This window comes from Gilliamella sp. X-23, assembly GCF_057063545.1.
Genome location: NZ_JBXSQG010000019.1, coordinates 12,864 through 37,191 on the forward strand (window position 1 = coordinate 12,864; position 24,328 = coordinate 37,191).

Genomic DNA, 24,328 nt, shown 5'->3' on the forward strand with positions numbered 1-24,328 from the left:
GTATAGTTTATTAGATTCACAAAAAAATGAATTTAGATCACATATTTAATAAAAAATGCTCATAAAAAATTCAAGACATGATGTGTAGAAAATTGCGTTATTCTTTTTAAACGTATACCAATCAATGAAACTAATGAACTAAATTTTAAAATAATGAAAAGTTTTTAATAAATGATTAGATTATCGTTGAATGAAAAATGGGAGATTTATAGTCATTAAACTATGATAGTTTAGTTAAAATGAATTTTACAAAAAGTAGATTAATCAGAATTCTCTAGCTAAATATAAAAAAAGGGCATATAGCCCTTTTTACAGATTTGAATTAGATAATATTATCTTGAGTCTAATCCTTTATTTTTTATAAGCATCATTATGCACACCTACCGCCGCACGGCCTGATGGGTCATTTAGGTTTTTGAACGATTCATCCCATTCAATCGCTTTAGCGGTTGAACATGCAACAGTTGGGCCTCCCGGCACACAATGCGCAGCGCTTTCAATTGGGAATAATTCATCAAAAATCTCACGGTACATATAAGCTTCTTTTGAAGTCGGCGTATTGTATGGGAAGCGGAATTTTGCGTTTTCTAATTGTTGATCGGTAATTTTACTTTCCGCAATTTCTTTTAATGTATCAATCCAGCTATAGCCCACACCATCAGAAAATTGCTCTTTTTGACGCCAAACAACAGATGCTGGTAAGTAAGATTCAAATGCTTCGCGGACAATATGTTTTTCCATTTTACCATTGCTACCACACATTTTATCTTTTGGATTAATGCGCATAGCAACATCTAAGAATTTCTTATCAAGGAATGGAACTCGAGCTTCAACGCCCCATGCCGCCATCGCTTTATTAGCACGAGCACAATCATACATATGTAACGCTGCTAATTTGCGTACAGTTTCTTCATGGAACTCTTTGGCATTTGGTGCTTTATGGAAATAAAGATAACCACCAAACACTTCATCAGCCCCCTCACCAGAAAGTACCATTTTAATGCCCATGGCTTTGATTTTACGCGCCATTAAATACATCGGTGTAGAGGCACGAATAGTGGTGACATCATAGGTTTCAATGAAATAAATCACATCACGGATCGCATCAATACCCTCTTGAATGGTAAAGTTAATTTCGTGGTGGACAGTGCCTAAATGATCCGCAACCGCTTGCGCAGCTTTAAGATCGGGTGCACCTTTTAAACCAACAGCAAATGAGTGTAACTGCGGCCACCATGCTTCCGATTTTTCGTGATCCTCAACACGGCGAGCAGAGAATTTTTTAGTAATTGCTGAAATCACTGAAGAATCAAGTCCTCCCGATAATAAGACACCATAAGGTACATCAGACATTAAATGACTTTTTACTGACTCTTCTAATGCAACGCGAAGTTCATTGATGTCTGTTTTATTATCTTTAACGTTGTCATAATCCATCCAGTCACGTTTGTAGTAGGTTTTAATTTCACCTTCGGTACTAGATAGGTAACATCCTGGAGGGAAAGCCTCAATTGTTTTGCAAACAGGTACTAAGGCTTTCATTTCAGAGGCAACATAAAATGTGCCATTTTCATCATGACCGGTATACATTGGAATAATACCAATATGGTCACGACCAATAAAATAAGTGCCTTTATTGATATCATAAAGGACAAAAGCAAACATGCCTTGTAGTTCATCAAGACAGTCAATACCCTTTTCTTGATATAAAGCAAGAATCACTTCACAGTCAGATCCTGTTTGAAATTCATAACGATCTTTGTACTGATTTCGGAGTTCTTGATGATTATAAATTTCGCCATTTACTGCTAAAACTAACGTTTTATCTTTATTATAAAGCGGCTGAGATCCGGTATTAACATCCACAATAGATAAACGTTCATGAGCAAGAATAGCTTTATCAGAAGCAAAAATACCAGACCAATCAGGACCACGATGACGCTGTAGGCATGATAGCTCTAATGCTTTTGTTCGTAGTTGTTCTGGATCTGATTTAATATCAAGAATACCTAAAATCGAACACATTGATTTTCTCCATTTTAAATCGCATAAGCGATATCGTTACAAATAAAAACTAACTAGATAAAAATTTCATACCATTTTTTATTTTTATTCAATATAAAAAAACACTATGAACAAATATTTAAACAAACAGCATACACATTATTAATACACAATAAAAGTGCTATGTCATTATACTTTTGTTATTGTTACTAAAAAGCAATAATTATTTTTTTATCCATTGACCTTGTCGTTTGATATATTGACCTGTCGGAGTCTTTTCTTGAGCCTTACTACCAGCCTTTTTTTCTACTTCACTTAAAGGAACATTGCTTTCAGCGGATACTTTTTGATACTGTGCTTTACGAGCTTGATTAATCAGTTGCGCAATTTCAGTAGCATTACCTTCATTTTTCACTACGCCTAAATAACCATCAGCCTGTTCACCAACAATGCCTTGCGCTTTAGCTTGGCCTAATGAATCCATCGCTTGTTCTAAATTTAATGCAAATGCAGAAAAAGATAAAACTGATGATAATAATGTTATTATTACTTTTTTATAGATAGTCATAACAAACTCCTTAATAAGCACATCATATTTTATTAATTTAGATGTGGGGTTTCTTTTATCCACAATCAAATACATCGATGAAAATAAAACCTATTGGTTTAATATAATCCAGATTTATTGATAATATTATCCAACGCCTTATCGACCTTAATATTAATTTCATGGTCTATCTTAACATTCAAATTAATATTAATTGGCTCGCTTGGTGCTTGAACCTTGACTGTTGGTGAACAGCCAATTAACATTCCCGCTAATACCATCATTGCAATAACATTTCGTACCATAAAATAACCTCTTATTTTGAAGATTCATTTTTTAAATGTGCTTCAATACGTTTACGAATAGGCTCGCTAATTTGTTCTGAAATCTGCAAACTATTGATTAATTTAGTTATATTTTCTTCAAGATTGATATTTAAATTAACTACTTTGCCATTTTCGACATCTATATTGCTTCCCTGAATATTTAATCCCAGTTTGGCAATTTCATTGGCATAGTCAACGGTTCCTGCTAACTTAGTATAATGAAAATTTTTAATAATATCAGCGAGTATTTTCATATTCGGGTTACTTTGTACGTAATTTTTAAGTGCTGAGTTTTCAAATTGTAAATAGCCATCATGGGTGGTAATCAATTGACCTTTTTTAATGATAGGTTCAATGGCTATACCATTTTTTTTCTTAGTAGCAAATAAAGTGATAGGTAAATAACCGTCAATCGCACCACTGCCAGCTAGCCCTTCTGCTGGATATTGAGTAAAGATATCTTTTAGCTGTATCTGTTTTATATTTAAATTAAATTGTTGAGGTAATTGAGCTAAATTCAACTTATTTTTATCAAGAAAAATAAGGCCAGAAAAAATGCTCGCTTGCGCTTTAGTCCAGCTAATTATGCCTTTATCGGGAGCATTCATAGAAGCACAATACTCTCCAGCTAATATGATTTTTTCAAAAGATAGCCCGATATTGACTTCTCGTATATTTAGCTCAGGACTCGAAATAGTAAACTGATTATCCTTCATAGCAATATTGATATTACCTGTAGCCGATCTTATTTCGCTATTTTTGTAAATACCATTAAGTTTCTTAACAACAAGTTGCGCTGTAGCTGATAATTGTTGGCTGTCAAAGGGGAGCACAGATTCAACTTGAAGCGTTAAATCGCCTGATGAATTAGCCAATATTAGATCATCAGAAAGGTTGGCTTTAACTAAACTGATAGATGCATTATTTTCACTTGCTAAACTTAACTGCTTATGATTAGCCCAACCATGAAATGGCAAAGTTAATTGACCGTTTTCAATACCGAATTGATTTATTGTTGTAGTAAAAAGACCATTTTGTATATCAATACGCGAATCACTTGCGTCAAAATATAAGTTAGCAGACAGTTGAGCAATGTATTGGCTATTGGTTGACATGGCCAATTGTATAGCATTTTGTTGTTTGGTGATATCTAGTTTTACGTTAAATTGTTCATTATTTTGAATATAAAACTTTAACGAATCCACATAAATTTTTGAAGGTAGCCAGTAAAGTATAGTCGAAATGGATGATGAATCAAAATTAGATTGGTTAGCATCTTGGGTAAGATTTTGATCAAGGGTTTCAACAACCTTTTTTTGAGTATCCCCTATCAATTTTTTGTCGTCTGATTGCCAGTAAATATCAAGTTCTTCAGCCGCTAATTGCGACCATGAAATCTGTAAGTTTTTCGCCGTTACTGAGTATTGAGAAAGTTGAGAGACTGTCAGCTCATCAACAGATAAGCCTTTTAAGCTCACACTCACTCCGTGCCAAGTTGTCGATAAGTGATATTTATTCTTAAATGATAACCAATATTGCCTTACTCCCAAGCTTAATAGCATAATGAGTAGAACAACACTGAATAAAATCCAATAGCGTTTTTTTAAGCGAGCCATAACTAAACTCTCAACTAAGCAAAGGATAGTTGCCGGATTATAATATCCGGCAATGAAGAAATGATATTACGCTTATTATACTTCTTGTTCCCGTTGGGCAATATAAGCCAGTGCTTTATCAATTCTAGCAAGAGTTCGCACTTTACCCACAGCAAAAACAGTGGCATCAACAGATGGTGATTGTCCAATACCCGTTACAGCAACACGTAATGGCATCCCAATTTTGCCCATACCGATATCAAGCTCAGTAGCAGTCGCTTCAATAGCATGGTGAATTTTATCAATTTGCCAGTCAAACTGAGCAATAGCTTCAATTTTAGCCTTAATGGTCTCTAATGGTTGTTTAGCCACTGGGCGAAGGTGTTTTTTAGCCGCATCTGCATCAAAATCAGCAAAGTCTTGATAACAATAAGAACAAGATTCAGCCATTTCTTTCAGTGTTTTACAACGTTCGCCAAATAACTTAATGATTGTAATGAGATCGGGACCGTTAGCTAAATCATAGCCTTGTTGGTTCATATGCCAAACTAAATGCTGAGAAACATAATCTGCATCTAAATGGTTAATATAATGGTGATTTAACCAAAGTAATTTTTCGGTATTAAAGGCACTAGCAGATTTACTCACAGCGTCTAACGAAAAGTAGTTAATCATTTCTGGCACGGAGAAAATTTCTTGATCGCCGTGTGACCAACCCAAACGAACTAAATAGTTAAGTAATGCTTCAGGTAAATAACCGTCATCACGATACTGCATTACACTTACCGCGCCATGGCGTTTAGACAATTTTTGCCCGTCATCCCCTAAAATCATCGATACATGTCCATATTCAGGTAATGGCGCACCTAAGGCTTTTAAGATATTAATTTGACGAGGTGTGTTATTAATATGATCTTCACCACGAATAACATGAGTAATTTCCATATCCCAATCATCCACAACCACGCAGAAATTATAGGTTGGCGAACCATCAGTACGACGAATAATAAGATCATCCAGCTCTTTATTAGCGATCTCAATTGGGCCTCGGATCAAATCATTAAAGATAACAGTACCATCAATAGGATTAGCAAAACGAACAACATGAGGCTCGTCATGAGAATGTTCTTTTTGTACCGAATCACAACGGCAATGACCATCGTAACGTGCTTTTTCACCTTTCGCCATCTGTTCTTCACGTAGCTTTTCAAGGCGCTCTTTAGAACAGTAACAACGATAAGCTGTACCTTTTGCCAACATATCATCGATGACCTGATTGTAACGTTCAAAACGTTTAGTTTGAAAATAAGGACCTTCATCCCATGATAATTTTAACCAATTCATACCCTCCATTATTGCCTCAATCGCTTCTGGCGTTGAACGCTCAAGATCGGTATCTTCAATACGCAATACAAATGTACCTTTTGCATGGCGAGTATAGAGCCAAGAATAAAGCGCTGTACGTGCACCACCTACGTGTAAATAGCCTGTTGGGCTGGGTGCAAAACGGGTTTTGATTTTCATGAAATAATCCTAATAATAACGGAAAAGCGAGCTTAAACAACAAAACAACTGCTAACACGCTTTTCTTTAATTCTGCCAGAATAACAAACAGAATAACATGTTGATATCAATTCAATTTAGTTGCTTATTCTAACATGTTGAAAGGTTTCGGCAATAGTGCCATTAATGTTAGAAAGTTAGTATTTTATCCTTTTGTTTCATACTGATTTAGAATGATTAATGCGCTTCATCCCAGTTGTCACCCACACCGATATCCACTTTTAGTGGCACGGATAATTGATAGCAATTTTCCATAATTTTTTTAATTTCAGCACAATACTGCTCGATTAGTTCTTCTTTAGCTTCAAATACTAATTCATCGTGAACTTGCATTAACATTCTAATATTGCCGGTAGGCTGACTTTTAATCCACTCACTCATTTTAATCATTGCGGTTTTAATAATGTCTGCCGCTGTACCTTGCATTGGTGCGTTAATTGCCGCCCGTTCCGCGCCTCGACGCTCAATACCATTGGTTGAAGTAATTTTTGATAAATATAAACGTCGACCCGATAAGGTTTCAACATAACCACTCTCAGCAGCCTGCTGGCGAGTCTGCTCCATATAGGTTTGTACACTAGGATAACGTTCAAAATAACGATCAATATAAAATTTGGCTTCTTTACGGCTAATATTAATTTGTTTAGATAAACCAAAAGCACTCATACCATAGATTAAACCAAAATTAACCGCTTTAGCACGCCTTCGTTCTTCAGACGTTACTTGAGATTCAGGTTTTTCTAAAATTTCGCCTGCTGTCACACGGTGAATATCTTTGTCGTTGGCAAAAGCGTTAAGTAAACTTTTATCTTGTGATAAATGCGCCATAATACGTAATTCAATTTGTGAATAATCGGCAGCAATAATCTTATAACCTTTTGGTGCAATAAATGCTTGTCGAATTCGTCGCCCTTCTTCGGTACGCACTGGAATATGTTGTAAATTTGGTTCGTTTGACGATAATCGCCCTGTTACCGTACCGATTTGATTATAATTAGTGTGGATCCGATGATCGATAGGGCTCACCATCAATGGTAATTTATCTGTATATGTGTTTTTTAACTTAGCTAAACTACGATACATTAAAATCATGCGCGGTAATTCGTATTGATTGGCCAGTTCACTCAACACATCTTCACTGGTTGCTGGATCGCCTTTTGGTGTCTTTTTTAAAACCGGTAGTTGGTGTTTATCAAATAAAATAGCTCGAATCTGTTTAGGCGAACTAGGATTGAATTTTTCGCCAGCTAGAAATTGTAACCTTTCTTTCAGTTCTTTTAATTTTTTGTTCAACTCAGCAGAGTATTTATTCAATAAATTAGTATCAACCAAAACCCCAGTTCTTTCGATTTCGGCAATCACAATAACTAATGGCATTTCAATATCAGTGAATAGATTTTTTAATTTTTGGTCTTTTTCAAGATCTAGCCATAACTTATTGTGCAATTGTAAAGTAATATCTGCATCTTCGGCGGCATATAGAGTGGCTTTTTCTACTTCTATGGCATCGATATTGAGTTGTATTTTCTCAACTGGAGTTAGCTCTTCGTAAGTAATAGTTTTGTGGTTTAAATAGCGGTTTGCCAAACTATCCATATCATAACGTTCAGTGCTATTTAATACATAAGATTCAATCATTGTATCAAACGCAATGCCTTGCACGGTTATACCATAATTTGCCAGAATGCTATAATTAAACTTCGCATTTTGGGAGACTTTTTTGATTTCTGGATTTTCAAATATTGGTTTTAATTTATCCAACACCTCATTTATTGGCAACTGGTTTGGAGCTCCTAAATATTGATGAGAAATAGGAATATAAGCCGCTTGATTAGGTTCAACACTCAACGAAATTCCGACTAATTTAGCATGTACATGATCAATACCATCACTTTCAATGTTAAAAGCAAATTGCTTGCAATTTGTTAATGTTGCAATCCATTCATCTAGTTGTTTATTGGTTAATATGCACTGATAATCGTTTGTTTGTAAATCAGGTGTAGATTGTTGCATAAATGAAAGCAAACTATCATCAATAGGGGTATTGTTTTGCTGTTTTAAAAAAGTGCCTGAAATTAGCTCTTTTTGCCAACGATGAAAGCCATGATAATTAAACAGCTCAATGAGTGCTTTAACATCAATATCCCCCAATAATAGTTGTTCACTAGTAAAATCTAATTCAACATCGGTTTTTATCGTCGCAAGTAAATAAGAAAGCTCGGCTTCTTTTTGATTGTCGAGCAGTTTTTGTTTTAAGGATTTAGCGCCTCTGATTGTCAATTTTTCAATATCATCTAACCGATTATAAATATCTTTTAAACCATCAAACTCGGCTAACAAACTTTGTGCGGTCTTTTCACCCACACCAGCAATACCGGGAATATTATCTGACGCATCCCCCCTTAACGCTAAATAATCAATAATCTTGCCAGGCGGCACACCAAATTTATCTATTACGCCTTGCGGATCTAAAACGGCATCATTCATGGTGTTAATCAACGTAATTTTGTTACTCACTAACTGAGCCATATCTTTATCACCAGTGCTAATCAATACGTCAAGATTTTCCTTTTCTGCTTGTCTAGCTAGTGTACCAATAACATCATCGGCTTCCACCCCATCAATGCAAAGTAGTGGTAGTCCCATTGCTTTTAAAATAGCGTGGATTGGTTCAATTTGTGGGCGAAGATTCTCAGGCATCGCTTCACGTGTTGCTTTATATTCTGAATAAATTTCGTTACGAAAAGAGCCACCTTTAGCATCAAATACCACGGCAACATGAGAAGAATTATATTGATTAATCAAACTGCGAATCATATTAATCACACCAACAATAGCTCCTGTTGGTTCACCTCTGGCATTGGTTAACGGAGGGCATGCAAAAAAAGCACGATAAAGATAAGAAGAGCCATCAATTAAAATAATCGGTGTGTTATTTGGCATTACAGTCACCTAAACGTTATTTAATGTAATTATTTAAGTAGTATAACCTAATTAACAATAATATTCTTACGAAGAACCATCATATAGTGTAAAGAATTTTCAAAAACGTATAAACGTTTCACATATAAAACCATATGTAAACGGCTGTATATTGCATAAGGAGTGTTATATAATATTGTATTTATTTTCGCCTGAGTATGTAATAAATGACAGAATTAAGTCTTGCTGCGCAAAAAGTAAAGGCAGCACTTGCTGCTAAAAACCTTGAAACACCATCGTGCCGATTAGCAATGGATAATGTTGAGCGCAAAGAAAAAATCGAAGCTCATTTTCGTGAAATAATGAAACTTATGGAACTCGATTTGACCGATGATAGCCTTGCAGAAACACCTCATCGAGTATCGAAGATGTATGTTGATGAGATTTTTTCTGGTCTTTATTATGAAAATTTCCCAAAAATCACGTTAATCGAAAATAAAATGCAAGTTGACGAGATGATAACTGTTCGCGATATTACACTAACCAGTGTTTGTGAACACCATTTTGTTACCATCGACGGCAAAGCTACCGTTTCTTATATTCCGAAAGATAAAGTGATTGGTTTATCGAAAATCAATCGTATCGTTGAATTCTTTTCACAACGCCCCCAAGTACAAGAAAGGTTAACGCAGCAAATTTTAGTTGCGCTACAAACATTACTTGGCACAGTCAATGTTGCTGTTTCCATTGATGCCACCCACTATTGCGTAAAAGCAAGAGGCATTAAAGACTCAAGCAGTATGACAACAACAACAGCGCTTGGTGGTGGATTTAAGACTAATCCAAGCACAAGACAAGAGTTTTTACGCACGTTAAATCACTATTAATCATTCGATGCTATTTGGTACTGTCAATACAGTACCTCTTCCTTAAGCTATCACAAAAACCAAACATCTAGCGCAAAAAGCCACTTTATATTGCGTGCATCTTAAAGAAAGATTGGTATAATTCTGGGCTACTCAATATAAATAACATTGTTTTCATGAAGATTATCCGTGGTATAACTAATTTAAAAAATCAATTCTCTCAATGTGTTTTAACCTTGGGAAATTTTGATGGCGTTCATTTAGGGCACCAGCAATTAATTAACCATATTATTAAACAAGGAAAAAAAAGAAAACTGCCTACGGTTGTGATGTTATTTGAGCCTCAACCACTAGAGTTTTTTGCACAAGATAAGGCACCGTCACGGTTAACTTCATTCCAAGAAAAAATCATTTTTATTGAAAAGTTAGGTGTTGACTATACTGTTGTTATTCCATTTACAAAAAAATTTGCCCATATGTCAGCAAATCATTTTATTCAAGATTGGTTGATTAATAAGCTACAAGCTAAATATATTACCATCGGAGATGATTTTCGATTTGGATTTGACCGTAAAGGGGATATCAATCTTCTACAACAATATGCCCACAACAACGATTTTATAGTAGAAAGCATGCCAACATTGGTTTGGAATAATTTCCGTATTAGTAGCACTGCTGTTCGCCAAGCACTTTTAAATAGTGATTTTGAATTGGCTCATTGTCTGTTGGGGCGTGATTATACAATACAAGGTCGCGTAGTCCATGGCAATGCTTTGGCTAGACAATTAGGATTCCCAACAGCCAATATCCACTTACACCGAAAAAAGCCTGCACTACAAGGTGTCTATTTTGTTAAAGTCAAAAATATCTGTAACAACCAGCATTACCATGGTATCGCCAATATTGGTTTAAGACCAACCATTAATGGAAAAAAGGCTATTTTAGAAGTGAATATATTTGACTTTTCAGAGGATATTTATGGACAATATTTAGACATAACTTTCGTCCAAAAATTACGTGATGAGAAAAAATTTGATTCATTAACAGATTTAAAACAACAAATTACACAAGATATTTGCACTGCGAAAAAGATCAGTGCACAATTAACCAATTAAAAGTAGTATCAACAAATTTAACTGGAATAAATCAGCATGACAGACTATAAAAACACATTGAATTTACCTGAAACAGGATTCCCAATGCGAGGCGATCTTGCTAAACGCGAACCTGCAATGTTACAAAATTGGTACGATAAAGAACTTTATCGCAAAATCCGCCAAGGAAAAAAAGGAAAAAAAACCTTTATTTTGCATGATGGTCCTCCTTATGCAAATGGTAAACTTCATATTGGTCATGCAGTTAATAAAATTATCAAAGATATCATTATCAAATCAAAAGGCTTAAGCGGTTATGATTCCCCGTATATTCCAGGATGGGATTGTCATGGCTTACCAATTGAACAAAAGGTCGAAGAGCAAGTTGGTAAACCAGGGGTTAAAGTATCTCCGGCTGAATTTCGCCAAATTTGCCGTGATTATGCGGCCTCACAAGTTGAACTACAAAAAGCCGATTTTATTCGTATGGGCGTACTTGGTGATTGGCAAAACCCTTATCGCACCATGAATTATGATACAGAAGCCAACATCATTCGTGCTTTAGGTAAAGTGATAGAAAATGGTCATTTAGTTAAAGGCGCAAAACCGGTTTATTGGTGTACTGATTGTATGTCTTCTTTAGCGGAAGCCGAGGTTGAATATTATGATAAATCATCACCAGCAATCGATGTAAAATTTAAAGCGGTTGATAATCAAGCCGTCGCAAATAAATTTGGTATCAATACCGATTTAACCATTTATGCTGTTATCTGGACAACCACACCTTGGACATTACCAGCTAGCCGAGGGATAGCTTTAAATGCAAATTTTGAATATCAACTTGTTCAAATCAATGATAAAGAGTGCCTAATCTTAGCCACTGATTTAGTTGAAACAGTGATGAAGCGAGCCAATATCAGCGAATGGAAAGTGTTAGGTAGCTGTCAAGGTAAGGCACTTGAATTATTACGTTTTAAACACCCATTCCTTGATTTTGATGAACCTGTGGTACTTGGCGAGCATGTTACTATTGATGCAGGTACAGGTGCAGTACATACCGCACCTGGTCATGGTACAGAAGACTTTATGGTCGGTCAAAAATATGGTCTTGAAGTAGCAAATCCTGTTGGAGGGAATGGTTGTTACCTACCGGGTACAGGTGCCGGATTAGATGGTTTATTTGTATTCAAAGCCAATAAAGTTGTCGTTGAAATATTAAAAGAGCATAACGCGTTACTACACTTCGAAAACATCGAACATAGCTATCCATGTTGTTGGCGTCATAAAACACCAGTCATCTATCGCGCAACACCGCAATGGTTTATCAGCATGGATAAACAAGGCTTGCGAACGCAATCATTAAAAGAAATCAAACAAGTTCGCTGGATCCCTGATTGGGGGCAAGCACGTATTGAAACCATGGTTGCTAATCGTCCAGACTGGTGTATTTCTCGTCAACGTACGTGGGGCGTACCTATGACGTTATTTGTTCATAAAGAGACCGAAGAACTTCATCCAGACACGTTAGCATTAGTTGAAAAAGTCGCTAAGTTAGTTGAACAAAATGGTATTCAAGCTTGGTGGGATGCCGATATTAAAGATCTGCTTGGTCCTGATGCAGAAGATTATCGAAAAGTGCCCGATACATTAGATGTTTGGTTTGATTCAGGATCGACATTCTATTCTGTCGTAGCCTCACGCCCTGAGTTTGAAGGGCACGAACCCGATCTTTATCTAGAAGGTTCAGATCAGCATCGTGGTTGGTTTATGTCTTCATTAATGTTATCAACGGCTATCAATAACCAAGCACCTTATAGGCAAGTATTAACTCACGGTTTTGTGGTTGATGGGCAAGGCCGCAAGATGTCTAAATCGCTTGGTAATATTGTCACACCACAAGAAGTTATGAACAAACTTGGGGCCGATATTTTACGTTTATGGATTGCATCGACCGATTATTCAGGCGAAATGAGTTATTCAGATGAAATTATTAAACGCGCTGCTGACAGTTATCGCCGAATTCGTAATACTGCACGCTTTTTGCTCGCTAACTTAAATGGTTTCGATCCAGTAAAAGATATGGTTAAACCTGAAGATATGGTTGTTCTTGATCGCTGGGCGGTTAGTATGGCAAAAGAAGCTCAAGAACAAATTATTCAAGCTTATGAAAATTATGATTTCCATAAAGTGGTACAACGAATTATGCAATTTTGTTCAATTGAGATGGGATCATTCTATTTAGATATCATCAAAGATCGTCAGTACACAGCTAAAAGCGATAGTATTGCTCGCCACAGTTGCCAAACGGCTCTGTATCATATTGCACAAGCGATGGTTCGTTGGATCGCGCCAATTTTATCCTTTACCGCAGACGAAATTTGGCAATATCTACCAATGACAAACAAACAAGAATTTGTTTTTGAAGATGAGTGGTATAGCTCACTGTTTACGTTATCAGATAACGAAGCATTAAATAGCGAATATTGGGCACAGATTTTAGCGATTCGTAGTGAAGTGAATAAAGTGCTTGAACAAGGTCGTAACGATAAAGTGATTGGTGGCGCACTTGAAGCGGCAGTTACACTTTATGCTAATGAAGACATCGCAGCAGCACTAGCAAAATTAGAAAACGAATTACGCTTTGTCTTACTTACATCACAAGCGAGCGTAAAACCATTACAAGCGGCGCCGGCTAATGCTGTGCAAAGCGATATTCAAGGACTGAAAATTGAACTCGCTAAGGCGCAAGGTGATAAATGCCCTCGTTGTTGGCACTATACCATCGATAATGAGCCAACCACACACTTATGCAAACGTTGTGCAGAAAATATTCACGGCCAAGGCGAAGTACGGCATTTTGCATAATGCTAAGCTATTTAGCACATTAAAATAAGCTATAGCGACGCCTTATAGCTATCTAGTACCCTTTCCGCCGACAATTGTCGGCGGAAATATAATAATGAGCACAGACTTATATGAAAAAAGATAACGGACTTTACTGGTTATTATTTGCAATCCTTGTTTTTATCACTGATATCGCAAGTAAATTTTGGATTTTAAATAACTTCTCACTATTTGAATCAGTGAACCTCTTACCCTTCTTCTCAATTACTTATGTACGTAATATTGGTGCTGCCTTTAGCATTTTTGAGGGCCAACGAATGATGCTTGCTGCTATCGCCTTAATTATTAGTGCTGTAATTTTGCATATGTTATACCGCAATACTCGCCAGCAAAAATTAGAAAACTTTTCATTATCGCTAATTTTAGGTGGCGCACTAGGTAATTTATTTGATCGCCTTTATCATGGTTTTGTCGTCGACTTTCTTGATGTCAATTTTGGTGATTGGCACTATCCAACCTTTAATATCGCAGACTGTGCCATTTGCGTAGGTATTGGATTATTTATTTTCTATAGTTATAAAAAACCGAAGAAGACCGTATAATATGCAAATTATTTTAGCCAATCCTCGTGGTTTTTGTGCTGGTGTTGATCGAGCTATCACCATCGTTGAACGTGCACTAGAACTCTTTGGAGCACCGGTCTATGTACGCCACGAGGTTGTACATAATCGCTATGTTGTTAATCGTCTAAAAGAGTTAGGGGCGATTTTTATTGAAGATATTAGCGAAGTACCTGATAACACCATTCTTATATTTTCAGCACATGGCGTGTCTAAAGCGATCCGAGAGGAGGCAAAACAACGTAAACTCCGCATTTTTGATGCAACTTGTCCACTCGTAACCAAAGTACATATGGAAGTTGCTCGATCAAGCTATCGTGGCGAAGAGGTCATTTTAATCGGTCATGCTGGTCACATCGAAGTAGATGGTACAATGGGGCAATATAGCAATCCCGAAGGTGGCATCTATTTAATCGAATCAATTGATGATGTGAAAACACTGCAAGTAAAAAACGAAAATCATCTTTGCTTTACCACACAAACAACGTTATCGGTTGATGATACAGCCGAAATCATTACTGCTTTAAAAAAACGTTTTCCTAATATTCGCAGTCCTCGCAAAAATGATATCTGCTATGCTACAACCAATCGCCAGCAAGCAGTGAAACAACTATCATCACACGCAGACATTGTTTTAGTCGTAGGCTCTAAAAATTCATCTAATTCAAATCGCCTAGCCGAGCTAGCAAGGCGAAACAGCAAGCAAGCTTATTTAATTGATTTTGCATCTGACATCAAAAAAGAATGGCTAGTAAATACACATACGATAGGTGTAACGGCAGGCGCTTCTGCACCTGAGATTTTAGTGCAACAGGTAATTGATCATTTAAAAAGCTTAGGTTGCACATCTCTTATTGAAACAGATGGCATTTTAGAAAATATCACTTTTGAAATTCCAAAAGAACTTCGAATTGACATTAAATCAACTTGAATTAAGAAGACTTCAGTCCCTCAAATTTTACTAATAATTCTTCTTTTGTTTCAATATATTCAGGATCAGCAATAATCGCATTTTGAATCGGACAAACTCGCTGACAAGTCGAATGATCATAATATCCCACACACTCAGTACATTTATTGGGATCGATTTCGTACGTGTCAAATCCCATTGAAATCGCCTCGTTTGGGCACTCGGGTTCACACATATCACAATTAATACATTTGCTAGTTATTTTTAATGCCATTACAGTTTATCTTTACCGACTATAAAAAATTTGCGACATTATAGCGCAATCACTAATAAATCCGAATAAGGATCCAATTATTGCTTGTTGAACAACATACTTACTAGTAAAAAATGCCGATTAAACATATATTTTATGTATCAAAGCAATAACTTATATCGGGTATATTTTCATAATTATTACAATTTATTAAGAATGGTTATCAATAGCATTTAGTTTATTGCGATAGAATGTTAAAATCATAATAAGAACATTAAAGGATAAAAAAGATTGTTAAAATTGATAAAAATTAAATATATATTTATGGCTATTGCCACTTTTGTAATCATTTGTATTGCATATTTAATCACATCACGTTCAGAACCGACAGTCAATTACATTACATCGCCTGTAACAAAAAACAATATTGAAAAAACAGTACTGGCCGATGGCACAATTAGTGCCTTTAAACAAGTTAGTGTTGGTGCTCAGGTTTCTGGTCAAATAAAAAAACTCTATGTTGAGTTAGGCGATGAAGTTAAACAAGGCGATATGATTGCCGAAATCGACGATCTAAAACAAAGCAACGATTTAAAACAATCAGAAGCCTCACTTAATAGTTTAGAAGCACAACGTGAAGCCAAAAAGGCAAGACTAATCAACTATCAGTTAACCTATGATCGTCAGCACAAACTGGTCAGTAAGGGAGTGGGTATTCAATCAGATTTGGATACAGCAAAAGCCGAACTTGATGCTATCAAAGCCGATATTGCTGCGCTTAATGCCGACATAGTTAAGGCGCAAGTTGCGGTTGATACAGCGAAAGTTAACTTAGGATATACTAAAATCCGCTCGCCCATTGATGGTGTAATTGTCGCAATTCCCGTCGATGAAGGACAAACAGTAAACTCCGTCCAAAGTGCACCAACCATTGTTAAAGTAGCTCAGCTGGATAAAATGACTATTGAAGCACAAATTTCTGAAGCCGATGTGGTCAATGTTAAAAAAGGGATGCCAGTTTATTTTACCATTTTAGGACAACCGAATAGACGTTTTGATGGTTTAACACTACGTGCGATAGAGCCAGCACCAGATTCAATTAATACCGAGACAACCTTGTCAGGCTCATCCTCATCAACAAAAAGCGCGATTTATTACAATGGATTATTTGATGTGGATAATCCCGATCATATTTTAAGAATTTCAATGACAGCACAAGTTTATATTGTCTTGTCTGAAGCAAAAGATGTATTAACCATTCCTTCTCAAGCAATCCAAAAAAAATTAGACAATAATAAAGCCATTGTTTATCTATTAAATAAAAATAAAGAAATTGAAGAACACGAAGTTATTTTAGGTATCGATAATAATGTCAATGTCGAAATAAAATCAGGTATTAAAGAGGGTGATATTGTTATAGTAAGTAGTATTAATGGAGCATCAATAGGTAATAATGCAAGATCCCCAAGGATTCGATTCTAATATGGCAAATAATATATCTCTTATCAAGCTTGAAAATATTGTTCGTGAATTTCCAGCAGGTGATTCAACCATACAAGTTCTTAAAGGCATAAATCTGACAATTAATGCTGGTGAAATGGTGGCGATTATTGGGGCATCAGGATCTGGTAAATCCACTTTGATGAATATATTAGGCTGCCTAGATAAACCAACCACTGGCACTTACTCCATTGGCGGACGAACAACGAGTAAATTGTCACTTGATGAGCTCGCCCAATTACGTCGCGAGCATTTTGGTTTTATCTTTCAACGTTATCATTTATTAAATGCACTAACAGCACAAGGTAATGTAGAAATCCCAGCCATTTATGCTGGCGTGACCAGTGAACAACGGCAAAAAAGAGCGGACGAAATTTTAACACGTTTAGGACTTGCCGATAAAATACATAATAAACCTAGTCAGTTATCAGGAGGACAACAACAACGTGTCAGTATTGGCCGAGCTTTAATTAATGGTGGACAAATCATTTTAGCTGATGAACCAACCGGAGCCCTCGATCGCAAAAGTGGCTTAGAAGTGATGGCAATATTGCAAGAGTTACACCAACAAGGCCACACTGTTATTATTGTCACACACGATGCAAATATTGCCCAAAGTGCCCAGCGAATTATTGAAATTAGTGACGGTAATATTATTTCTGATTCTATTAACCCCAAATACCAATCTGAACAAAGTGATAATCGTCAAATTAAACAAATCGAAGCAACTAAAACCCAAGATAACTTCTTGGCAAAATATTATCGTTTTCGTGATGCGTTTAAGATGGCTATATTATCAATGCTTTCACAAAGATTACGTACTGTATTAACGATGTTAGGTATCATTATTGGTATTGCTTCTGTGGTATCAGTCGTTGCATTAGGACAAGGCACAAAGCAGAAAATTTTATCTAACATTAATTCGTTAGGAACAAGCACACTTGAAATCTATGCAGGCTCAGGCTTTGGCGATCGCAATGCAGATAAAATCACGACACTACGCTCATCTGATGCCGATTTTTTAGCGCAACAAAGTTTTGTTCACAGCACCACACCAAATCTTGCAACCAGTGTTTATTTTCGAATTAACAACTTAGCGGTAACAGGAACAGTAAACGGTGTTGGAGAGCAATTCTTTGCTGTTCGTGGTTATACTATTTCTCAAGGAAAATCATTTGATGAAACCAGTATTATTACTTCAGCACAAGATGCGGTAATTGATGAAAACACCGTTAAACGACTATTTGCAGATCAAAACCCTATCGGAAAAATTTTAATGGCCGGCCAGCTACCTGTAAGAATCATTGGCGTTGCGACTAAACAACAACAAGGGTTTGGTAGTAATGAAAGCTTGAATATTTGGTTACCTTATACCACCGTTATTAATCGGATGGTGGGTCAAACTTCGTTAAAAAGCATCACAGTACGCGTTAAAGATCATGTCGATTTATCAATTGCAGAACAAGCCATTAATCAAATCATGTTAAAACGACATGGCACAAAAGACTTTTTCATCTTCAACTCAGACAATATACGAGAAACCATTAACTCATCAGCTTGGGTAATGACACTCTTGGTTTCAGCTATAGCACTCATTTCACTTATTGTGGGAGGCATTGGCGTGATGAATATTATGCTAGTATCGGTCACAGAAAGAACTCGAGAAATTGGCGTACGTATGGCCGTTGGTGCGCGTTCAAGCGACATATTACAACAATTTTTAATTGAAGCCGTATTAGTTTGTTTAACCGGTGGCACAATAGGTATTTTACTTTCGTTTACCATTGGATTTATTTTTAACGCTTTTGTTACATCATTTGCCATGAGTTTTTCCGTACTTGCCATTGTTGCGGCATTTAGTTGCTCAAGCATAATTGGCATTATTTTTGGTTACTTCCCAGCAAAACGTGCAGCAAAACTCGATCCTATTTATGCATTAGAGCGAGAATAGCCATCTTAATATCATAAAAAAATCCCTTTGCACAAAATAATGATGCAAAGGGATTTAAAAATTAATTGATACAGGTTTTTCTTTAACCCTGATAATTAGTTATTTTTTATTAGAGTTCGTTTTGTCTTCTATTTTTGCATTAGGATCTAATCCAGCAACAAATGAAGTCACTCTTGCATAATCCTTAATAAAGGCTGCATCACTAGTTATATTAAGTTGATTTGCTATGATAAAAAACTTACGATTAACAATAACAGTAGGAATAGACTCTGGTTTCATCTCTCTAATCGCATCACTTTGTTGTGCCATAAACGCTTTAACTAAAAAGCTATCTTTAGTTTTATCATACACTTCAGCACTGATACCTAATTTTTCAAAAACCGCTTTAATATCATCAGCTTTTTTTATTATTTTATCTTTTTGAACTGCATTATAAAGTGCATCTGAAGCTTTATCTTGAATACCAAGTACATTAGCCACCGCCCATGCTTCCGAAAGCTCTTTAGCTAATAACCCAAAGTTTTCTAAATGGTAACGTTTAAATTTAACGCCTTCTGGCAAAGCCTTACTAATAGTTTGTGAGCCATTATTTTGTATTTCAAATCTAAAACAGCTTGGGCAATTAAACGAAAAGAACTCAATAACTTCTTTATCCGGTGATGGATTAGTTGGCAATGCAGCATATTGTTTGCCTAATTCGATCGGCGCTGGTGCATTGGTAGAGGCAGTTTGTGATTCATCGGTTTTAGTTATTGTTTTTCCTTCATCTGCAAAACAACTTACAGAAGAAAGCAAAATACTAATTGCAATAAGTGTTTTTTTCATTTTAATAATTCTCCTTATTCTTTTATAATTCCACGAGCTTTTAACAATGCGGATTTAAAATCTTCTTCATAATCTTTTTTTAGACCAGGAATAGCTTCATTCTTATCCGAACCCCGCATTTTTAAATGATAAATTAAAACTTCATCGCTCAAATCTTTTAATTCACCTTCAAAACCAGCCTCTTGACCTAATTTAGCTAAAAATTGTAATAAGTTAAGATCAGAATCGCTTTCCCATGCGGGTTGCAATAATTCCACTACTTCATCAATACGATGACATTTCATAATTGTTACCTTTAGTAGATCTTCAAACCTTTCGAAGATAATGATAAATAAGCAATCATCAAAAAATGATACGCTACGACTTGCAATAACTTTGCTATATAGTAATGTTATTTTGTTTTTTCGCAACGTAAAAGAGAAATAATTTATGGAAAAACCCTCTATTACTGCAATCATTCTAGCCGGCGGTAAAAGTACCCGCATGAATGGCAACGACAAAGGACTGTTATTATTACAACAAAAACCACTTTATCAACATGTTATTGATCGCATCCAACCTCACGTTGACGCGCTCATGATTAATTGTAATCGCCATATCCAACAATACCAAAAAGCAGGTTATCCTGTATTTAGTGACGATCTGGCAGGATTTTGTGGGCCGTTATCGGGTATTTATAGTGGCTTACTACGCAGCAAAACCGATTGGAACTTATTTATCAGTTGTGACACGCCTTTTTTGCCAGATGATTTAATTGACCGCTTAGCTGTTTATACGGAAAATAACAGTGCTATTTATCCATATGATGGACAATATCACCATCCAACCATCTTACTTATTCATAAAACAACTATTCCACAGCTACAAGCTTATTTAGAACAAGGTGAACGTAAGCTGATGCTATTTTTAGAACAAATCAGTGCTAAATCTGTTGATTTTAGTGATAAAGCAGCTTGTTTTATCAATATCAATACGGTAGAGGAGCTTAATGTATTTAACCAAAAATCACATAAACAATATTTTTTCTGATCGATTTTTGACGTTTTGACCTTTGGTGAACAAAATAGCTATCGTGATCACCTCCGAGTTAGGGAATTATGAATTCCCTAACTACCCACGCTTTGGTTACAGAATATGGCCTGAAGCCACCCTGCATCGTCGATCAGATGGAGGCGCTTTTTTGACTTTTAGTGATTAAAGCACAAAGCTCGCAGATCAATCCGGCTCAGCGCCCCAACTACATGGGAGGGCGCTGTTCTTTGTTAGATTATCTTCTATCTGCACCATAACAGCCCCCCGTGGCTAATGATTAAGAACTAAAAAATAAAAGTTAAGGTGTGGTGCAAAAAACGGCAACCCGATTGTCATCAATGTTGGAGACGTATCCGCTGTGCGAGGCGACTTTGAATACCCCGTCACTCGTCCAGTAGAAGGCAATGAGGTAGTCGTAATCAAGCATACGGCCCCACTCTGAGAAAAATGCACCTATTTGTCGCTGGTAAAGATTATTAGGTGAAGACGGCGTAGCACCGACAGAACCTTGGCAATGACTTCCTGAGTACTCACCAGAACAAGCCGCATTAGTTAAATCCTTCACATGTGGCAAACGATAACCCAAACCACTACACCAGGAGGATTGGTTAGACTGAGTATCGAATTTATCCGGTCGATAGACGAACCAATGCTTCAACACAAATCCATACCTCACCTCATTACCACGACTATCCCTTCCCACTAATTCAAATGTCTGCGGCAAAGGTGGTACACTTAAAGGACTAGGATTATCTGACTGTATTTGAGCGCTATCCGCCTTAGGACCATTTAACATTACCCGTGTTACATAACTAGATTTATCATAAATCCAACCATCGTGGGGGTAGGATTGATTTGGCATTGTCCAACTCACCGTTGCTCTTATACTACCATTCGTGACAACAGACCACGTCAACTGACTTGCATCAACTCCATCTATGAGTAAATCAAAATACAATCCATCAGCACCCGTTGTTGGGAAATTACGATCATAGGATGATGGACTTGTTGACTGCGTTAGAAAACCCTTATAAGGATTCCATATATTAGATGGGCCAGCGTATTCGGGCAGATCGGTAGCCATTCTTCCACCGCCAAATATCAAATTAGGCCTTGCGAATTTCACAACCCCACAGATGATTGATGCATTCACACTGATATAATACTCCACATAACTACCATTGAAAGTACTACTATTAGGAACACCATACTGTGTTGATAAACTACCACTTGTACTACTTAATGTTACCTTGTAAGGAACATCACAAGCACTTAATGTTTCACTACGACTTACCGCATTACCATTCTTATCGGTAATACTCACCGATAAACTTCCAGTCGCAGTCACACCATTAGTACCCTGACCATCCCCATCATCATCTCCCCAATTACCTAGAGTGATTAGGTCATTTAAACTCACTGAATTTGCCCCCGACGGCACCGCCATGTGTATATCATTAAAGGTACTTCCATTGTTTAACCTTATCGGATTTGTCGAACTTGAGGTATTAGTTGATGGAGTAATGGTACTACCATCAGGCAACTCAATAGCCAATAATGTGTCAGTTGTTGTTGCCTTAGTTCGACCCCCATCAAACATTATATATGGCGCAGTACCCTCAATAGCTTTTGATGTATAAACCGATAACGCCTGTGCACTAAACGAAGAAAATAATAACAAAGGTGATAAAAATATCGATTTCAGTAAAAATGCTAATAATTTCGCTAAATTCATAGGTAAAAATAAAGCTCGTGAAGAATCTTGATGACTACAACTTTGATAACCCAAAAGATATGCTGAGGAATTACAATACATAACAACCGACCTGTTAAGTGAATTTTTATAAGAATTTTAGAATTATTTGCTCATTTAATTGATCGGACTTTTGTCCGACGGCAAAAATTATATTCTGCATCAGAATAAACAACTAGCTTTTTTTGTTGATTTTTGTAAAGTTTTGTATAGAGGTGATGTCTTGGAGAACGTTTTTTTATGTTGTTTTGAGTAAAAACAATCAAAAAAAATTTTAATAAAATCAGTATCTTTCCTGACCGATTTTTGGCGGAAAATCAGGCCTTTTTTGTTTTGGTGAATAGAATACATTGGGTGCGGTGGTTTCGGACGTTTTGACCTTGGGTGAATAAAATAGCTATCGTGACCACGTCCGATTTAGGGGATTTTTTTGCGAAATCCCCTAAAAACCCCGCGCAAGGCTGCAGAATGTGGCCTTCGGCACTACTCGTATCATCCTGATACTCGCCTCTACGAGGCCATCTTCGCTGTGCTCAGATGTTCAAATTTGTTCCAGACAAATTTGTCCGCCGCCGCTCGGTCTTAACGCACCGGCTATTATCCGTTCCAGACGGAGAATAGCCTCGCCAAACATCCCTGTTTGGCGTGCTAACCTCGCTCTGTTGTCGGCACATTCTGACGCCGGAATAAAACAAACAACATAACCATTGTTTTTGGGATGGGATATTGTGTTTTTATAATTATAGGGTTGATTGTGTTTAAATTAAACGCCTACACGGCGTTAAGGAGAGCTCAAGATTTGATAAATCTTACTGTATAAAGATAAACAACAATTTCATCTTTGAAAACCCTTTTTTTGAGGTGTTTTATAATTTATTGATTTTATTTAATTTTAAATTATCGTTAAAAAAAAGGTTTGGAGAGGTTAAATTGCTGTTATTAGGGCTCTATTCGTGTTTTTGTTGATTTGCTGTATGCCGGCCTTTGCTTAGGTTGTGTAAGTGATTGATTTAGCTTAAAAACAGCAAAATAAAAACTTCAATAAAATCAATACCTTTCCTGACCACTTTTTGGATGTAATTACATTGCTTTTTAACAAAAAACAATTCACCAAAAAACACCTAAGATTATGTTATTTGTCTTATTCCGGCGTCAGAATGTGCCGACAACAGAGCGAGGTTAGCACGCCAAACAGGGATGTTTGGCGAGGCTATTCTCCGTCTGGAACCACAAATTTGTCTGGAACAAATTTGAACATCGGAGCAAAGCGAAGATGGCCTCAAAGAGGCGAGTATCAGGATGATACGAGTAATCATAGCCGGTGCGTTAAGACCGAGCGACAAATTTGTCTGGAACAAATTTGAACACCTGAGCATAGCGAAGGTGGCCTCGCAGAGGTGAGTATCAGGACGATACGAGTAATTGCGGAGGGCAGTCGCAGGCCACATTCTGCAGCCAAAGCGCGGGATTGCTAAGGGAATTCGCTCTAATTCCCTTAGCTCGGACGTGGTCACTGCAGCTATTTTGTTCACCCAAGGTCAAAACGTCCGAAACCTTGCTGTACTATAAATAGACCACAAATTTAAACCGCAACAGCGCAACCCTAAGGGAAAATGCTCCCAACTTACGCGGGGGCTTTATTCTTTGTTAGATTATCCTCTATTTGCACCATAACCGCCCCCGCGGCCTAAGGATTAAGGAATAAGATATAAAAGCTAAGGTG

The 24,328-nt window shown here is 36.7% G+C and carries 18 protein-coding genes; 8 read left to right on the plus strand and 10 right to left on the minus strand.

All coding sequences use genetic code 11. The features are described 5' to 3' along the window. Positions 1–351: 351 nt before the first annotated feature. The 6 genes from asnB to polA all read right to left on the minus strand — a co-directional run bounded on the left by asnB (position 352) and on the right by polA (position 8,978). Positions 352–2,025 (minus strand): asparagine synthase B, encoded by a 1,674-nt coding sequence (gene asnB, locus ACYH9I_RS10520; protein ID WP_483560678.1) that lies wholly within the window; start codon positions 2,023–2,025, stop codon positions 352–354. Positions 2,026–2,227: 202 nt separating this feature from the next. After that, complete coding sequence (locus tag ACYH9I_RS10525; protein WP_483560679.1) at positions 2,228–2,572, minus strand: YdbL family probable chaperone protein; 345 nt, start codon at positions 2,570–2,572, stop codon at positions 2,228–2,230. Between the two features lie 98 nt (positions 2,573–2,670). Continuing rightward, positions 2,671–2,856: a YnbE family lipoprotein gene (locus tag ACYH9I_RS10530; RefSeq protein ID WP_483560680.1), complete on the minus strand. Its 186-nt coding sequence runs from the start codon at positions 2,854–2,856 to the stop codon at positions 2,671–2,673. Between the two features lie 11 nt (positions 2,857–2,867). Beyond that, on the minus strand, positions 2,868–4,493 hold the full coding sequence (locus tag ACYH9I_RS10535; protein ID WP_483560681.1) for an intermembrane phospholipid transport protein YdbH family protein: 1,626 nt from the start codon (positions 4,491–4,493) through the stop codon (positions 2,868–2,870). 75 nt (positions 4,494–4,568) lie between these two features. Beyond that, positions 4,569–5,996 carry a glutamate--tRNA ligase gene (gene gltX, locus ACYH9I_RS10540; RefSeq protein ID WP_483560682.1) on the minus strand — a complete coding sequence of 476 codons (1,428 nt, stop codon included), beginning with the start codon at positions 5,994–5,996 and terminating at the stop codon, positions 4,569–4,571. A 216-nt stretch (positions 5,997–6,212) separates the two neighbouring features. Further along, a complete protein-coding gene (polA, locus tag ACYH9I_RS10545) occupies positions 6,213–8,978 on the minus strand; it encodes a DNA polymerase I (RefSeq protein ID WP_483560683.1) in 2,766 nt (921 codons plus the stop codon). Between the two features lie 206 nt (positions 8,979–9,184). On the opposite strand from polA, the gene folE reads away from it, so the two are divergent. From folE to ispH, 5 genes are all read left to right on the plus strand, one after another. Continuing rightward, a complete protein-coding gene (folE, locus tag ACYH9I_RS10550) occupies positions 9,185–9,844 on the plus strand; it encodes a GTP cyclohydrolase I FolE (RefSeq protein ID WP_483560684.1) in 660 nt (219 codons plus the stop codon). Between the two features lie 155 nt (positions 9,845–9,999). Then, complete coding sequence (ribF, locus tag ACYH9I_RS10555; protein WP_483560685.1) at positions 10,000–10,938, plus strand: bifunctional riboflavin kinase/FAD synthetase; 939 nt, start codon at positions 10,000–10,002, stop codon at positions 10,936–10,938. Positions 10,939–10,974: 36 nt separating this feature from the next. Continuing rightward, positions 10,975–13,782 (plus strand): isoleucine--tRNA ligase, encoded by a 2,808-nt coding sequence (ileS, locus tag ACYH9I_RS10560; RefSeq protein WP_483560686.1) that lies wholly within the window; start codon positions 10,975–10,977, stop codon positions 13,780–13,782. 110 nt (positions 13,783–13,892) lie between these two features. Beyond that, the gene (gene lspA / locus ACYH9I_RS10565; RefSeq protein WP_160402339.1) at positions 13,893–14,363 is read left to right on the plus strand and encodes a signal peptidase II; all 471 of its coding nucleotides are present in this window, start codon (positions 13,893–13,895) and stop codon (positions 14,361–14,363) included. 1 nt (position 14,364) lies between these two features. Further along, entirely contained in the window at positions 14,365–15,312 is a 948-nt protein-coding gene (ispH, locus tag ACYH9I_RS10570) for a 4-hydroxy-3-methylbut-2-enyl diphosphate reductase (protein ID WP_091349334.1), read from the plus strand. 1 nt (position 15,313) lies between these two features. Here ispH and ACYH9I_RS10575 read toward each other — a convergent pair whose 3' ends face one another. Continuing rightward, the gene (locus ACYH9I_RS10575; RefSeq protein ID WP_160402338.1) at positions 15,314–15,565 is read right to left on the minus strand and encodes a YfhL family 4Fe-4S dicluster ferredoxin; all 252 of its coding nucleotides are present in this window, start codon (positions 15,563–15,565) and stop codon (positions 15,314–15,316) included. Between the two features lie 303 nt (positions 15,566–15,868). On the opposite strand from ACYH9I_RS10575, the gene ACYH9I_RS10580 reads away from it, so the two are divergent. Then, positions 15,869–17,026: an efflux RND transporter periplasmic adaptor subunit gene (locus tag ACYH9I_RS10580; RefSeq protein ID WP_483560692.1), complete on the plus strand. Its 1,158-nt coding sequence runs from the start codon at positions 15,869–15,871 to the stop codon at positions 17,024–17,026. Between the two features lies 1 nt (position 17,027). Further along, positions 17,028–18,995 (plus strand): MacB family efflux pump subunit, encoded by a 1,968-nt coding sequence (locus ACYH9I_RS10585; RefSeq protein ID WP_483560687.1) that lies wholly within the window; start codon positions 17,028–17,030, stop codon positions 18,993–18,995. A 99-nt stretch (positions 18,996–19,094) separates the two neighbouring features. Here ACYH9I_RS10585 and ACYH9I_RS10590 read toward each other — a convergent pair whose 3' ends face one another. Continuing rightward, complete coding sequence (locus tag ACYH9I_RS10590; protein ID WP_483560688.1) at positions 19,095–19,820, minus strand: DsbA family protein; 726 nt, start codon at positions 19,818–19,820, stop codon at positions 19,095–19,097. A 14-nt stretch (positions 19,821–19,834) separates the two neighbouring features. Beyond that, on the minus strand, positions 19,835–20,104 hold the full coding sequence (locus ACYH9I_RS10595; RefSeq protein WP_091349323.1) for a YihD family protein: 270 nt from the start codon (positions 20,102–20,104) through the stop codon (positions 19,835–19,837). Between the two features lie 145 nt (positions 20,105–20,249). On the opposite strand from ACYH9I_RS10595, the gene mobA reads away from it, so the two are divergent. Further along, positions 20,250–20,849 carry a molybdenum cofactor guanylyltransferase MobA gene (gene mobA / locus ACYH9I_RS10600; protein WP_483560689.1) on the plus strand — a complete coding sequence of 200 codons (600 nt, stop codon included), beginning with the start codon at positions 20,250–20,252 and terminating at the stop codon, positions 20,847–20,849. A 301-nt stretch (positions 20,850–21,150) separates the two neighbouring features. Here mobA and ACYH9I_RS10605 read toward each other — a convergent pair whose 3' ends face one another. Continuing rightward, positions 21,151–22,668, minus strand: a complete 1,518-nt coding sequence (locus tag ACYH9I_RS10605) for a hypothetical protein (RefSeq protein WP_483560690.1) — start codon at positions 22,666–22,668, stop codon at positions 21,151–21,153. Between the last annotated feature and the right edge of the window lie 1,660 nt (positions 22,669–24,328).

Coding starts and splice junctions, on each gene's coding strand:
- asnB (WP_483560678.1), bottom strand. CDS start 2,025: ATGTGTTCGATTTTAGGTATTCTTGATATTAAATCAGATCCAGAACAA.
- ACYH9I_RS10525 (WP_483560679.1), bottom strand. CDS start 2,572: ATGACTATCTATAAAAAAGTAATAATAACATTATTATCATCAGTTTTA.
- ACYH9I_RS10530 (WP_483560680.1), bottom strand. CDS start 2,856: ATGGTACGAAATGTTATTGCAATGATGGTATTAGCGGGAATGTTAATT.
- ACYH9I_RS10535 (WP_483560681.1), bottom strand. CDS start 4,493: ATGGCTCGCTTAAAAAAACGCTATTGGATTTTATTCAGTGTTGTTCTA.
- gltX (WP_483560682.1), bottom strand. CDS start 5,996: ATGAAAATCAAAACCCGTTTTGCACCCAGCCCAACAGGCTATTTACAC.
- polA (WP_483560683.1), bottom strand. CDS start 8,978: ATGCCAAATAACACACCGATTATTTTAATTGATGGCTCTTCTTATCTT.
- folE (WP_483560684.1), top strand. CDS start 9,185: ATGACAGAATTAAGTCTTGCTGCGCAAAAAGTAAAGGCAGCACTTGCT.
- ribF (WP_483560685.1), top strand. CDS start 10,000: ATGAAGATTATCCGTGGTATAACTAATTTAAAAAATCAATTCTCTCAA.
- ileS (WP_483560686.1), top strand. CDS start 10,975: ATGACAGACTATAAAAACACATTGAATTTACCTGAAACAGGATTCCCA.
- lspA (WP_160402339.1), top strand. CDS start 13,893: ATGAAAAAAGATAACGGACTTTACTGGTTATTATTTGCAATCCTTGTT.
- ispH (WP_091349334.1), top strand. CDS start 14,365: ATGCAAATTATTTTAGCCAATCCTCGTGGTTTTTGTGCTGGTGTTGAT.
- ACYH9I_RS10575 (WP_160402338.1), bottom strand. CDS start 15,565: ATGGCATTAAAAATAACTAGCAAATGTATTAATTGTGATATGTGTGAA.
- ACYH9I_RS10580 (WP_483560692.1), top strand. CDS start 15,869: ATGGCTATTGCCACTTTTGTAATCATTTGTATTGCATATTTAATCACA.
- ACYH9I_RS10585 (WP_483560687.1), top strand. CDS start 17,028: ATGGCAAATAATATATCTCTTATCAAGCTTGAAAATATTGTTCGTGAA.
- ACYH9I_RS10590 (WP_483560688.1), bottom strand. CDS start 19,820: ATGAAAAAAACACTTATTGCAATTAGTATTTTGCTTTCTTCTGTAAGT.
- ACYH9I_RS10595 (WP_091349323.1), bottom strand. CDS start 20,104: ATGAAATGTCATCGTATTGATGAAGTAGTGGAATTATTGCAACCCGCA.
- mobA (WP_483560689.1), top strand. CDS start 20,250: ATGGAAAAACCCTCTATTACTGCAATCATTCTAGCCGGCGGTAAAAGT.
- ACYH9I_RS10605 (WP_483560690.1), bottom strand. CDS start 22,668: ATGTATTGTAATTCCTCAGCATATCTTTTGGGTTATCAAAGTTGTAGT.